The sequence below is a fragment of the Paenibacillus athensensis genome, from assembly GCF_004514475.2.
Classification (GTDB): domain Bacteria; phylum Bacillota; class Bacilli; order Paenibacillales; family NBRC-103111; genus Paenibacillus_AL; species Paenibacillus_AL athensensis.
This window is the reverse complement of record NZ_MYFO02000011.1, coordinates 71,176-84,004: the sequence shown is the minus strand read 5'-3', so window position 1 is coordinate 84,004 and position 12,829 is coordinate 71,176. Positions and strand designations below refer to the sequence as shown.

The window sequence follows — 12,829 nt, the reverse complement described above, 5'->3', positions numbered from 1 at the left end:
GTAAGGAGGGGTTAGGGTGAGCCGTGAAGCTTTTTTGCGTGGCGAGCGTGTGTACCTGAGGATGTTGAATGAAAGCGATGCTGCGGACAATTATTTGCAGTGGTTCAATGATTCAGAGGTTTGTCGGTTTAATAACCATCACCGCTACCCTTATTCTTACCAAGGGGCTTTAGCTTACATCGAATTTGCTCGAACGACAAAGGATGCTTTGATTTTAGCGATTGTCGCCTATGAGTCGGACGAGCACATCGGCAATATTGCGCTGCAAAATATCGACCATTTGCACAGGAGTGCGGAATATGCGATTGTGTTAGGACAAAGCGCGTATTGGGGTAAGGGTTATGCGAAGGAGGCTTCACAATTAATCATTGATCATGGTTTCGGTGAGCTAAATTTGAATCGGATCGGCTGCGGAACCTATGCAACGAATATTGGCATGCAGAAGCTGGCTCAAGCTCTTGGGTTTGTACAGGAGGGTGTCAAGCGGTCGGCTGTTTTTAAAAGCCATGCATATGTGGATGTGTATGTATACGGGTTACTTCGTGAAGAATGGAATCGGCATCGAACTAAGGAGCGGGGGAATAAACAATGAGTCAACTGGCAATTTTGGGCGGCATGCCTGTCAGAGAGTCAGCTATTCCTTGGATAACGACCATAGGTAATGAGGAAAAGGAAGCTGTTGCACGTGTTATGGATAATGGCAACATCTCCGCGTTCATCGGGAGAGCAGGGGAAGGTTTTTTAGGGGGCGAGAAGGTTCGCGAATTCGAGAATGATTTCAAACGGAAGTTTGGGAGCAGATTTGCGATTACGGTCAATTCGGCTACCACAGCCCTGCATACAGCAATTGCCGCTTGTGAGGTTGGTCCTGGTGATGAGGTGCTGGTAACTCCCTACACGATGGTGGCGACGGCAAGCGCCGTGCTTATGAACAATGCGGTGCCCGTTTTTGTTGACATTGATCCGGATACGTATAACTTGAATCCTGCTGAAATTGAAAAGTGGATTACATCTCGAACAAAAGCAATTGTTGTAGCCAATATTTTCGGGCTTCCTGCAAATTTACCCGAGATTCTCCGAATTGCCCGGAAGCACCGCTTGTTTGTGATTGAAGATAATGCCCAGAGTCCAGGGGCGAGCATTGATGGCAAATCGACCGGCACTTTTGGAGATTTGGGTGTTTTTAGTTTGAATTATCATAAAGTCATTCATAGCGGTGAGGGTGGCGTCATATTGACTGATCGCGATGATTTGGCGCAAAGATGTCAACTGATTCGTAATCACGGAGAGATGGTTGTCGACGACTTGGGTGACCATGAGACTGTTGTACTGGGAAATAATTATCGACTATCTGAATTACACGCAGCAATCGGTATTGAACAGCTCAAGAAATTGGATGTTTTCCTTGAGCAAAGGCGTGCTCTAGCAGCTTATATTTCGGAGGGTTTGCAGCGTTTTCAAGGACTGACAGGGGTGAAAGTGCCTCAAGGCTATACGCATTCCTACTATGTGTATCCTATCCAGTATGATGCACGGATATGGGAAATATCCCGAACTACATTTGCTGCGGCGATGAAGGCTGAAGGATTTCCATTAGGACAGGGTTACCAAAAACCTATCTACCGGTTACCGATGTATCAACACAAAAAGGTATATAATCAAACTACATTCCCGTTTTCTTTAATCGATAACCCTGTGCAGAATTACGCAAAGGGGCTTTGCGTCGTCGCAGAAGATTGTTATGAAAGGACCTTACTGGTCGCAGACCTCTGCAGACTTCCCTTTACAAATACGGAGATCGAACAGTTCTTTACCGCATTGGACAAGGTTTGGAGCCAAAGAGGGAGCTTGTATGGCTATGAAAATGGCGTTCTTTCTCGCCCATGATCCTGGTGGTGCAGATGTGGTGCTTCCTGCTGCGGATTGGTTTAAACAACATGGTCTTCCTGCCGTCGTGTATTGTGTAGGTCCTGCGGCACTACTTCATAAGCAGTTTGCTGCGAAGGAAGCTGAGGTTATACGCAGTTTGGAAGCTACTGTACTTGCCGGCGAGTCTTCCTTAATAGTCACGGGAACGAGCTGGAACAGCGATTTTGAAATTCAATGTCTGAATTATTGCAACCAACACGGCGTTCCTACGGCAACAATTCTCGACTATTGGACAAACTATAAGCTAAGATGCACTGATACTGGTGGGAGCGAAGTTTTTCCGCAGTATTATATTGTAATGGATGAGCTTGCGTCTCAAGAGGCCATAAGCGACGGAGTGCCCGGGAATATCATCAGAATTTTGGGCCATCCGGGGCTTGATCGATTTGTAAAGGCCAAGCCTGTTAATCGGCAAAGGCGAGGGAGCGAGTCAAAAAAAGCCCTGTTTTTATCGCAGCCTCTATCTCAACTTTATGGAACTTCACTTGGTTACAATGAAGAATCGGTGATTCCGGATTTATTGAAACTGTTTCAACTCTACCTGGGTTGGGATTTATTTATAAAGTTCCATCCCAAGGATAAACCTCAACTGAGATCGGATTATCGACGTTATGCAGTTAACGGTGATCTCACTGAATGGCTGTCGGAGGTTGATCTTGTTATCGGCATGAATTCAATAGGGCTTTTGCACGCATACTTACTAAATAAACCTGTTATCAGCTATCAGCCTAATCTGCAAAAGGAAGATTTTTGTATTACGAACAAGTTGAAGCTAACTAGGTCGATCAATTCGTATAATGAACTGGCAGCGAGCTTTGAAACCTTGGCTAAAGGGATTCGCAATGAAATCGGGCACATCCAGCAGCCGATTTGGATGGATGGGCGTTCAACGGCAAGAATAGGGATGTTTCTTAAGGAGATAAGGCTATGAAAATCAATGCCGTTGTTGCTACACGGATGACCTCGAAGAGGCTTCCAGGAAAAGTTTTAATGCCTATGGCGGGCCAACCGAATCTTGTTCTTTTAATTGAAAGGTTGCGTCGTTCCCGATATATTCATAATGTCGTTATAGCAACAACCACCAACACCGAAGATGATGTGGTTGTAGAGATAGCCCAAAAGGAAAAAGTCCTCTACTATCGAGGGAGTGAAGAAGATGTGCTTTTGCGCACAGTTGAGGCCGCCGAAGCTTTCGAAACCGATTACATCGTTCAAGTAACGAGCGATTGCCCTCTGATTGATTCGGAGACGGTTGACGCCGTTATTGAACGGATGTTAACTCATCCTTTTCTTGATTATGTTGGCAATCATTTAGTGCGGACATACCCACTAGGATTTAGTGCAGAGATTTTTCGAACGGAAGCGCTGCGGAAAGTCGAGCTCATAAGCAAAGAGGATTTGCATGTGCGTGAACATGTATCTTTATATTTCTACGAGAATCCAGAGTTGTATCGACTGTCTAACATAGAAGCATCTCCGTTTTTAAGACATCCGGAGTATAGACTTACACTGGATACAAGGGAAGATTATGAGCTAATAAAAACGATCTTCGAAGCCCTATATCCTAAGAATCCTGCCTTTACTTTGTTCGATATTGTCCTATATTTGCAAAACCAACCGGAGTTGCTGAGCTTGAACCAGCATATTGCTCAAAAAAAAGCAAGATGAGGCGGGTTAATCGTTTATGAGCTTCTTTCAAGATAAAAAAATTCTGATTATTGGCGGAACCGGTACTATCGGCGTGAGTGTCTTAAAAACTATTTTGAAGGACCGTCCTGCTGTAGTTCGTATACTCAGTCGAGACGAGCACAAGCAATTCCATCTCCAACAGGAATTACAGTCGTTTGGGAATATTCGCTACCTTATAGGAGATGTTCGTGATCAGGCTCGTGTTGAGAGAGCTATGCAAGATATTGATTATGTGTTTCATTTTGCGGCCATGAAGCACGTACCTTCGTGTGAGTACAACCCGTTTGAAGCCGTCCAAACCAATATTACCGGAACTCAGAATGTCATTCAGGCCTCGTTGCACGCTGGCGTAAAAAAAACGATATTCACAAGTACAGATAAGGCCATTGCCCCGACTAATACGTATGGCGCTTCCAAGTTGATGGCAGAGAGGCTGATTATAGCGGCGCAAAATCAGACAGGACCAAAGGAGACGCTGTTTGCTGCGGTTCGATTCGGCAATGTAATGGGCTCTCGCGGCTCGGTAATTCCTTTGTTCCAGTGGCAAATTGAGAACAAACGGGAGATTACGGTTACCGATCTGGCAATGAGCCGCTTTATGATGTCTTTGCAGCAGGCAACCTCTCTTACGATCGGAGCTATGAAGAGGGCGCAAGGGGGAGAAATTTTTGTTTTAAAAATGCCAGTCATCGTACTTCGCGATTTAGCCGAAGTGGTCGTACAGGAGACGACGAAGAAGTTAAATATTAACCCTAAAGATATTTCCTTCAGGGAGATTGGACTGCGCCCCGGGGAAAAGATGTATGAGGAATTAATGACAGACGAGGAGGCTAAGTACGCATTAGAGTTTTCCGACATGTTTGTCGTAACAAACCAATTTTTGAATAACGATCACCAATATCCCGATTCTTGGCGGGCTCCCCATATGAGTTATAGTTCCCAGAATGTCTTACCAATTAGTAGGAGTGATCTGTTGGGCTTGCTTCACTCGCAGGGTTTATTATAAAGGTAAATATGGAGGAGATTTGTACTAGATGAATATAATTGCCATTATTCAAGCCAGAATGGGATCAAGCCGATTACCTGGCAAGGTGCTGAAGAGGCTTGGTGATCGTACGGTTCTTGCTCATGTCGTGCAAAGATTGCAGCGTGTGCCGCAGTTAAGTCAAATTGTTATTGCGACTACAGATTTAACGCAGGATGACGCTATTGCAGAAGAGAGCATTGTGCTGAATACATGCGTCTTTCGCGGCAGTGAGTGGGACGTTCTGTCCAGATATTATGAAGCAGCGCTTTTGTATAAGGCGGATGCGGTGGTAAGAATCACCTCGGATTGTCCCTTTATAGACCCTGAAATTGTGAATGAGATGATAAGCATTTTCCATCAGAGCAAGGTGGATTATATCAACAATTTTACGAAACGAACGTTTCCGCGAGGCTTGGATGCGGAGTTATTTACAATGAATGCGCTGCAGTCAGCTCACGATGAGGCTACTCATGTCGAGCATCGGGAACATGTTACTCCTTATATCTATCAGAATCCCCATCGCTTCTCACTGGCCTGCTTTACATCCGAGAACAATTATTCCGAGCAACGCTGGACGCTGGATACCCCAGAGGATTGGGACTTTATCCATGAGGTGTACAGTAAATTGAAGGTTCCAGGAGTACTGAGCGGCTGGAAAGATATCCTGCGAATCGTGGAGAAGAACCCTGAGTTGTTAAAGATTAACGCCCATATTGAACAAAAGAAGTTGGAGACTAATTCCTGAGAGGTCGCAATGAACGTTTTGTTTCGAGTGGATTCCTCCATTATGATTGGAACCGGACACGTGATGCGTTGTTTAGTCTTGGCTGACGAATTGAAAAAGCACGGAGCACATATCTTCTTTATGTGCTGTGATGAATTAGGAAATGTGAATGATTTGATCACCGCTAAAGGCTATCCGGTGCTCATCGCGCGCACGCTGCTTGATTGCCCTGTGAAGGGGCGATACGACTGGGTGATTGTGGATCATTACAAGCTGGATGCATATTGGCAGACGGAGGCCAAGAAATTCGCAGATCGGATAATGGTGATCGATGATTTGGCGGACAGACAGCATGACTGTAATTTACTATTGGATCAAAACTTCTACCGGGATATGGACAGCAGATACAGTAGGTGGGTTCAACCTAGCTGTCACCAATTATTAGGCCCTTCTTATGCACTACTACGTCCTGAGTTCTCCCAGCATAGAGTTGGCTTGGGCTCAAGATTGGCTGAGGTCAAACAAGCGCTTGTTTGTTTTGGCGGAACCGATCCGACCAATGAAACGGAATTTGTTCTTCAAGCGCTTCGAGGTTCTACTGATCAGGTGAAGTTGAAAATCATAACGGGAAAAAATAATCCCCATTTACATAAGATTAGTGCAATTTGTGAACAAAACGAACAATACGAGCTACTGGTGCAAACTTCACATGTAGCATCAGTCATGAGAGAATGTGATATCGCTATTTGTTCGGGGGGAACCCTTACTTGGGAGAGATATTGCATGGGGCTGCCCGCTCTTATTATAACCAACGCAGAAAATCAGAGAGACATTGCACGAAGTTCGGACCGCCTTGGCGTTGACGTGTATTTAGGGCACAGTGGGATGGTCACCGAGAGTGAGTTGCAAGAAGCGTGGGAGCTCGCAATTTGCAACCCATTCTGGATCTCACGGGCAAGCAGATATGCTGCTGAGATGGTTGATGGTCTAGGGGTTGAGCGAGTATGCAATTACTTACTATTTCCGAAGGGATGAGAGTATATGCATGTATTAGTACTTGGCCCCTTCAGGGAACACTTGAATCGTTACTTTAGTGACCAAGGGGATACGGTTTTTTTTACAGAACGACAGGTTTATGAGAAAGACCCCATTGTGCAGCAGGCAGATTGGATTATCAGTTACGGGTACAGGTATATCATTGGTGAACGATTATTGCAACAAAAGTCAAACAAAGTGATCAATCTGCACATTTCATACTTGCCGTGGAATCGAGGGGCAGACCCTAATTTGTGGAGCTTCTTGGAGAATACGCCAAAGGGGGTTTCCATTCATTATATAGACAAAGGTATCGACACTGGTAAAATAATCGCACAAGAATTGGCGGATTTTACGGATGGGGAGACATTGCGAACAAGCTACATTAAATTAACAGAGCAGATTGAACGTTTATTTACTCGTCTTTGGCCAGAAATCAAAGCGAACCGAATCGATCCTGTTTTGCAGCAAGGGACAGGCTCGTTTCATTTCGTTAAAGATAAAGAGCGTTTCACAAATTTACTGTCATTAGGGTGGGACACTCCGGTTTCAATTTTAGTAGGGAAGGCCTTACAAAGCGATGATGGAGGGTTGGAGCAGGAATGAGAACTTTTTATGTAAATGGCAGAGCAATAGGGGACGATAGCCGTCCCTTTATCATTGCTGAAATGTCAGGTAACCATAATCAATCTTTGGAACGAGCTTTACAAATTGTCGATGCCGCTGCAGCGACAGGGGTTGATGCATTAAAGCTGCAAACCTACACTCCAGATACGATGACACTCGATTTACAAGAGGGAAGCTTCTACATTGAAGACGAAACCAGTCTATGGAAAGGAAATTCTTTGTACGAGCTCTACAAACAAGCCTATACGCCCTGGGAATGGCACTTGCCCATTATGGAAAGATGTAGGCAACACGGCTTATTATGCTTCAGCACGCCGTTTGACGAAACAGCAGTCGATTTTCTAGAAACACTGGACGTTCCTCTGTATAAAATTGCTTCTTTTGAAAACAGTGATTTGCCGCTGATTCAAAAAGTAGCTGCTACCGGTAAGCCCATTATTCTTTCCACAGGAATGGCAACGGTAGCTGAGCTCGACGAGGCGGTGAGAACGGCAAGGGCGGCTGGTTGCCCAGATATCGTGTTGTTAAAATGTACAAGCACCTATCCGGCTTCTCCTGAGAATTCAAATATCGTCACGATTCCTCATATGAGGAAGCTATTTGGATGCCAAGTTGGCTTGTCCGATCACACGCTAGGATTGGGAGTGGCCGTAGCCAGTGTTACTTTAGGGGCCACCGTTATTGAGAAGCACTTCACGCTTTCCCGAGCCGAGGGAGGTGTTGATTCCGTTTTCTCCATGGAGGCAGAGGAGATGCGTCTGCTGGTTACAGAAACGGAGCGGGCGTGGCAAGCTTTGGGGCAAGTACAGTATGGTCCCCAGCAGGCGGAGTTGAAATCGATGAAGTTCAGACGCTCCTTGTACATCACCAGAGATTTGGAAGCGGGAGAAGCGCTGAGTTCCGATAGTATGAGAGCCATTCGGCCCGGATACGGGCTTTCACCTAAATATTATTCGATATTGCTTGGAAAACGAATTTCTAAACATGCTCCTAAGGGGACGCCGCTTTCGTGGGAGCTTTTCGAATAACGAAAATCATGTTCAAAGGAGAAGCGAATGAATATTATATTGACTGGCGGTGCCGGATTTATCGGTCGATGGGTTGCTAAGCAATTGCTGGATGATGGACATGATGTCTGGATACTTGATGATTTGTCTAACGGACGTGCAGAAAATCTAGCGGCTTTTGAGAAGCATGCTGGCCTCAAGCAGTTTATTATCGGTGACATCAAGGATGAGGAGCTTTTAGATCAGCTTTTTTCAGAGCATGCTTTTGATATTTGCTATCACCTAGGGGCATCGATTAACGTTCAGGATTCTATCGACGATCCTCGTACTACGTTCAACAACGATACTGTAGGCACTTTTTTTATCATGGAACAATGCCGCAAGCATCAGGTCAAGGTAGTATTTATGAGTACTTGTATGGTTTATGACCGTTGTCTTGACGAAAAAGGGATTACGGAGCTGCATCCGATCAAGCCTGCATCGCCTTATGCCGGCGCCAAGATCGCCGCAGAAAACATGGTTCTCTCCTACTATTACGCCTACGGCCTGCCGGTTGTCGTGATCCGGCCCTTCAATACGTATGGGCCTTTCCAAAGGACTGGGGGAGAAGGCGGAGTCGTCGCGATTTTTATAAAAAATAAGTTGGCGGGTAAGGACGTTCACATATACGGCGAGGGGACACAAACTCGCGACTTGCTTTATGTTGAAGATTGTGCCCGTTTTGTCGTAAAAGCCGGTTATTCCGAGCGAGTTAATGGAAACATTGTCAATGCGGGGTTAGGACGCGATATATCTATTAATGATCTTGCATCTCTTATTGTCCAAGACTCCACCAGAATCAAACATGTGCCGCATATTCACCCTCAAAGCGAAATTCAGAAGCTTCTCTGCAATTATGCAAAAGCGGAAGAATTACTAGGCTGGAAGCCGCAAGTCGATTTGGAAGAAGGAATTATGCGAACAATGGAATGGATGAAGACTAGCGATCTGATATCATAGAGTCAGCACCACAAAGAGAGGTGAGTAACCGATGAGCAAATTAGCTATTCAGGGTGGTTCGCCGATTCGAGATACGATGCTGCCATATGGGCAGCAGTGGGTTGACGGTAGCGATATCAGCGCTGTAATTGCAGCTCTCGAGAGTAATTTTATTACGCAAGGACCACAGATTGAAGAGTTTGAAAAGGCTGTGGCCTCGTATACAGGTGCTTCCTACGCAATAGCTTTCTGTAATGGCACCGCGGCATTGCATGGTGCCTGCTTCGCAGCCGGCATTGGTCAAGAGGATGAAGTCATTACCACCCCGATCACTTTCTTAGCGAGCAGCAATGCTGTAATTTATCAGGGTGGTGTGCCGGTATTCGCCGATATTCTGTTGGACACCTATAACATAGACCCGGCGGACATTCGCCAAAAAATATCGCCCAAAACGAAAGCGATTATAGCTGTGGATTTTACAGGGCAGCCAGCGGATATGGATGCCATACGGGAGATAGCCGAAGAGTACGGTCTTGTACTTATTGAAGACGCAGCGCATTCGTTGGGGGCAGAATATAAAGGACAGAAAGTAGGAAAGTTGGCGGACATGACGATGTTCAGCTTTCATCCCGTCAAGCATGTGACAACTGGAGAGGGGGGCGTTATTACAACCAACTCTCGATTGTATTACGAAAAGCTTTTGCTTTTCAGAAATCATGGCATGACCAAGGATCCTTCCCTGATGTTGAAAAATGATGGCGCTTGGTATTATGAGATGATTGATTTAGGCTATAATTACCGAATGACTGATTTGCAAGCCGCGTTGGGTTGCTCGCAAATGCAAAAGCTAGAACAGTTTGTTGAGCGCAGAAGGGAAATTGCCGCTACTTATACGGAAGCCTTTTCTAAACTGGAGGGTGTGATAACACCGTATCAGCATGAAAAATCATGTTCCAGCTGGCATTTATATATGCTTCGATTTGATTTGGCGAGATTCCCAGTAGGTCGAAAAGTACTTTTTGATTCCTTACGGGCAGAAAACATCGGGGTACATGTCCACTACATTCCTGTTTACTCTCAGCCATATTACAAAAAGCTGGGGTATACCCCTCATCAGTGCCCTGTTGCAGAAATGTATTACGAAAGTGCAATTACCCTCCCCATTTTTCCGAAAATGACCGAGCAAGACGTGCAAGACGTCATTGATTCGGTTGCAAAGGTATCTGGGTACTATTTGGATCGGTTTTGTGAGAAGTCGTTATAGTTGCTACAGCAGGATTGTAATTACAATGTGTAACAGGTCATGAAGCATGGGCGAGTTATAAAAAATCATGCAAGCCTCTAATATCTGCCGGATATTTAGCCGATATAAATGATATATCTATACTCGGATGGAGGTTCTTGCTATGAGCTTTAATATGTCAGTAGGTGGATTAGGCAACCAGCCTGGAGCGGATCGACCAGCGCCTGTGGAACCGGCGATCAAAACGAAAGCCGAAGGCGCGAATTTGGATGCAGTGCTTTTGATCCCGTCTACAATTAACAACACTCAGGAACTCAGACAAGCGGAGTTGAGCGGTGAGAATGTTACCATTAGCGACGCCCAGCTCGTTAAAGCCATCGAACATGCGATTAAAGCCGTGCAAGGCAAGACGACATCATTAGAATTCTCCATCCATCAAAAGACCAAATTGATTTCCGTGAAGGTGTTGGATAAAGATACAGGCGAAGTGATCCGTGAGATCCCACCTGAAAAAAGTTTGGATTTTGTTGCCAAACTCTGGGAAATGGCCGGTATTCTCGTTGATGAACGCAGATAGCTGTGTAACAATGAATAAAGGGATGGTGATGGACCAATGGTCATGCGCTTAAACGGTTTTTCCAACTCAGGTATTGATATCGATGATACCGTCAGTAAGCTGATGAAAGCGGCACGGATGCCTCAAGACAAGCTGAAGCAGCAGAAGCAAACCTTGGAATGGCAACGCGATGAATATCGCACAATGAACGCAAAGATTATGGATTTCCGGAATGCGGCTTTCAATATGAAACTGCAGGCCACTTATCAAACCAAGAAATCTTCGTCAGCCGATGAAAGCGTGGTGTCGGTCTCGGCCAGCTCGAGCGCTACCGAAGGCATTTATTCGATTAAGGTCAATAAGCTGGCTAAAGCAGCGTCGGTGACTTCGGCCTCCTTGGGAGCGTCTGACGGTAAAGCAACGCTGGCTTCCCTGGGACTTAGCGGCGACACTACGCTGACTGTAGGCGGAGAGAAAGGCACAGCAACCGTTACAGTCAAATCCACCGATACGATTGAATCCTTGGTGGCCACGGTGAATGGCAAATCTAATATTACCGGCGTCAGCTTGAACTACGATGCTGCGATCGATAAGTTGTTTTTTGTATCGTCTTCGACGGGAAGCAATTCTAAAATTAATCTTAAAATGCAAAGTATCGGCGACAATGATACGCAAAATTTGCTGGCAACTGTGTTAAAGCTGCCGGTAGCCCCTGCAAACCCTGCATCAGCGCCTGTACCTGACGCCGGACAAACGGTGACTGGAGGTGTGGCTTTTGGCGGAGGAAGCGCTACGCTGATTGACGAGAACATGACTCCGGCACAGAAGTTGCGCATCTCTGTAGGCTCGAAGACAGTCGATTTTGATGTAAGCAAGACAACGACGGTGGGCAAGCTGATTGACGCCATCAATAGCTCCGATATTGGAAAAACGGGTGTATCCGCCTATTTGGACGCGAATAACAAAATTGCATTCTTTAATCCGGACGATACGCAGTCGATCACATTTAGTGACCAGACCTCCGATTCGGTAAACGTGCTCTCCAAGTTGGGATTGGATGCGGCGGATTCGAATCCGGCTCTGCAGCCGACAGTAACCAATGATCTGGATTATTCTTCGTTTTCCGTGACCGGTACCAAAGCGGAGATCGAATTTAACGGTGCGGTTGCACAATACGATACCAACACGTTTTCAATTAATGGAATGACGTTTACGGCGAAGAAGGAGCAGGCTCCTTCCGATGCTGCTGTGAATGTAACCAACACACGTGATGTGGATACGATCTATAACGCGATTAAAGGTTTTATCGATAAATATAATGATTTGATCAGCACCATTAACTCCGAAGTCACGCAAAAGCAGTATCGCGATTTTCAGCCGCTCACGGATGACCAGCGTTCTGAAATGAAAGATGACCAAATCAAGTCTTGGGAAGAGAAGGCCAAAAGCGGCTTATTGCGCAGTGATTCTATTCTAACTCGCGGCTTAACGAATTTCCGTACATCCTTTTCCAATATTGTTCAGGGGCTGCCGACCGGCAATGCCAAGAGCCTTTCAGAGATTGGTATTTCAACGAGTCTGGTTGTAGGCACCTCGATTTCCGGAAGTTATTTGGAAAACGGCAAAATTTATATGGACGATGACAAGCTGAAAAAGGCGATTGCCGAAAAGCCGGATGAAGTGATGGCGCTGTTTAACGCCAATGACGGGCTCAAGGATTCGGATAGCGGCGACGGGTTGGCAACACGTCTTTATGACAAAGCTGATGCGCTGATCAAGCAGATTACGGCTAAAGCCGGCGCAACGACAAGCGTGGATTCCAGCTATTTGATGGGTAAAACAATCTCGCAAATGAACAAGCGAATTGATGACTATACGACGAAGCTTGACGCGTTGCAGACGCGTTATTATAACCAATTTACAGCTATGGAAAAGTATCTTTCCCAAATGGAAACGCAAAGCGCTCAATTGACCCAGCAGTTCGGCTAAGATGGTCGTATTTAAAACTAGGAGG

13 protein-coding genes are annotated in these 12,829 nt (G+C 45.7%); all 13 read left to right on the top strand.

Annotated features, from left to right (window positions below; genetic code table 11):
• The first annotated feature begins 16 nt into the window (after nucleotides 1-16).
• The 13 genes from B5M42_RS18695 to fliD all read left to right on the top strand — a co-directional run bounded on the left by B5M42_RS18695 (nucleotide 17) and on the right by fliD (nucleotide 12,804).
• Entirely contained in the window at nucleotides 17-592 is a 576-nt protein-coding gene (locus B5M42_RS18695; protein ID WP_134751733.1) for a GNAT family N-acetyltransferase, read from the top strand.
• A complete protein-coding gene (locus B5M42_RS18690; RefSeq protein WP_134751735.1) occupies nucleotides 589-1,887 on the top strand; it encodes a DegT/DnrJ/EryC1/StrS family aminotransferase in 1,299 nt (432 codons plus the stop codon). Before B5M42_RS18695 ends, B5M42_RS18690 begins: the two co-directional genes overlap by 4 nt.
• Nucleotides 1,853-2,860 carry a hypothetical protein gene (locus B5M42_RS18685; protein ID WP_134751737.1) on the top strand — a complete coding sequence of 336 codons (1,008 nt, stop codon included), beginning with the start codon at nucleotides 1,853-1,855 and terminating at the stop codon, nucleotides 2,858-2,860. The genes B5M42_RS18690 and B5M42_RS18685 overlap by 35 nt, the downstream gene beginning before the upstream one ends.
• Nucleotides 2,857-3,597, top strand: a complete 741-nt coding sequence (locus tag B5M42_RS18680; RefSeq protein WP_134751739.1) for a cytidylyltransferase domain-containing protein — start codon at nucleotides 2,857-2,859, stop codon at nucleotides 3,595-3,597. The genes B5M42_RS18685 and B5M42_RS18680 overlap by 4 nt, the downstream gene beginning before the upstream one ends.
• A 16-nt stretch (nucleotides 3,598-3,613) precedes the next feature.
• On the top strand, nucleotides 3,614-4,624 hold the full coding sequence (locus B5M42_RS18675) for an SDR family NAD(P)-dependent oxidoreductase (RefSeq protein WP_134751741.1): 1,011 nt from the start codon (nucleotides 3,614-3,616) through the stop codon (nucleotides 4,622-4,624).
• A 28-nt stretch (nucleotides 4,625-4,652) separates the two neighbouring features.
• Nucleotides 4,653-5,390: a cytidylyltransferase domain-containing protein gene (locus B5M42_RS18670; RefSeq protein WP_134751743.1), complete on the top strand. Its 738-nt coding sequence runs from the start codon at nucleotides 4,653-4,655 to the stop codon at nucleotides 5,388-5,390.
• 9 nt (nucleotides 5,391-5,399) lie between these two features.
• Nucleotides 5,400-6,404 (top strand): UDP-2,4-diacetamido-2,4,6-trideoxy-beta-L-altropyranose hydrolase, encoded by a 1,005-nt coding sequence (pseG, locus tag B5M42_RS18665; protein WP_134751745.1) that lies wholly within the window; start codon nucleotides 5,400-5,402, stop codon nucleotides 6,402-6,404.
• 6 nt (nucleotides 6,405-6,410) lie between these two features.
• A complete protein-coding gene (locus B5M42_RS18660) occupies nucleotides 6,411-7,010 on the top strand; it encodes a formyltransferase family protein (protein WP_134751747.1) in 600 nt (199 codons plus the stop codon).
• Nucleotides 7,007-8,059 carry a pseudaminic acid synthase gene (pseI, locus tag B5M42_RS18655; protein ID WP_134751749.1) on the top strand — a complete coding sequence of 351 codons (1,053 nt, stop codon included), beginning with the start codon at nucleotides 7,007-7,009 and terminating at the stop codon, nucleotides 8,057-8,059. Before B5M42_RS18660 ends, pseI begins: the two co-directional genes overlap by 4 nt.
• A gap of 27 nt (nucleotides 8,060-8,086) precedes the next feature.
• Complete coding sequence (locus B5M42_RS18650) at nucleotides 8,087-9,037, top strand: dTDP-glucose 4,6-dehydratase (protein ID WP_134751751.1); 951 nt, start codon at nucleotides 8,087-8,089, stop codon at nucleotides 9,035-9,037.
• A 31-nt stretch (nucleotides 9,038-9,068) separates the two neighbouring features.
• The gene (gene pseC, locus B5M42_RS18645) at nucleotides 9,069-10,280 is read left to right on the top strand and encodes a UDP-4-amino-4,6-dideoxy-N-acetyl-beta-L-altrosamine transaminase (RefSeq protein ID WP_134751753.1); all 1,212 of its coding nucleotides are present in this window, start codon (nucleotides 9,069-9,071) and stop codon (nucleotides 10,278-10,280) included.
• 142 nt (nucleotides 10,281-10,422) lie between these two features.
• On the top strand, nucleotides 10,423-10,836 hold the full coding sequence (locus tag B5M42_RS18640) for a flagellar protein FlaG (protein WP_230633006.1): 414 nt from the start codon (nucleotides 10,423-10,425) through the stop codon (nucleotides 10,834-10,836).
• A gap of 36 nt (nucleotides 10,837-10,872) precedes the next feature.
• Nucleotides 10,873-12,804: a flagellar filament capping protein FliD gene (gene fliD / locus B5M42_RS18635; protein WP_134751755.1), complete on the top strand. Its 1,932-nt coding sequence runs from the start codon at nucleotides 10,873-10,875 to the stop codon at nucleotides 12,802-12,804.
• The last annotated feature ends 25 nt before the right edge of the window (nucleotides 12,805-12,829 follow it).

Excerpts from the sequence above, each read along its gene's own strand:
- B5M42_RS18685 (WP_134751737.1), top strand. The coding sequence starts at position 1,853 with ATGGCTATGAAAATGGCGTTCTTTCTCGCCCATGATCCTGGTGGTGCA.
- pseC (WP_134751753.1), top strand. The coding sequence starts at position 9,069 with ATGAGCAAATTAGCTATTCAGGGTGGTTCGCCGATTCGAGATACGATG.
- pseI (WP_134751749.1), top strand. The coding sequence starts at position 7,007 with ATGAGAACTTTTTATGTAAATGGCAGAGCAATAGGGGACGATAGCCGT.
- B5M42_RS18660 (WP_134751747.1), top strand. The coding sequence starts at position 6,411 with ATGCATGTATTAGTACTTGGCCCCTTCAGGGAACACTTGAATCGTTAC.
- fliD (WP_134751755.1), top strand. The coding sequence starts at position 10,873 with ATGGTCATGCGCTTAAACGGTTTTTCCAACTCAGGTATTGATATCGAT.
- B5M42_RS18690 (WP_134751735.1), top strand. The coding sequence starts at position 589 with ATGAGTCAACTGGCAATTTTGGGCGGCATGCCTGTCAGAGAGTCAGCT.
- B5M42_RS18640 (WP_230633006.1), top strand. The coding sequence starts at position 10,423 with ATGAGCTTTAATATGTCAGTAGGTGGATTAGGCAACCAGCCTGGAGCG.
- B5M42_RS18670 (WP_134751743.1), top strand. The coding sequence starts at position 4,653 with ATGAATATAATTGCCATTATTCAAGCCAGAATGGGATCAAGCCGATTA.
- B5M42_RS18680 (WP_134751739.1), top strand. The coding sequence starts at position 2,857 with ATGAAAATCAATGCCGTTGTTGCTACACGGATGACCTCGAAGAGGCTT.
- B5M42_RS18650 (WP_134751751.1), top strand. The coding sequence starts at position 8,087 with ATGAATATTATATTGACTGGCGGTGCCGGATTTATCGGTCGATGGGTT.
- B5M42_RS18675 (WP_134751741.1), top strand. The coding sequence starts at position 3,614 with ATGAGCTTCTTTCAAGATAAAAAAATTCTGATTATTGGCGGAACCGGT.
- pseG (WP_134751745.1), top strand. The coding sequence starts at position 5,400 with ATGAACGTTTTGTTTCGAGTGGATTCCTCCATTATGATTGGAACCGGA.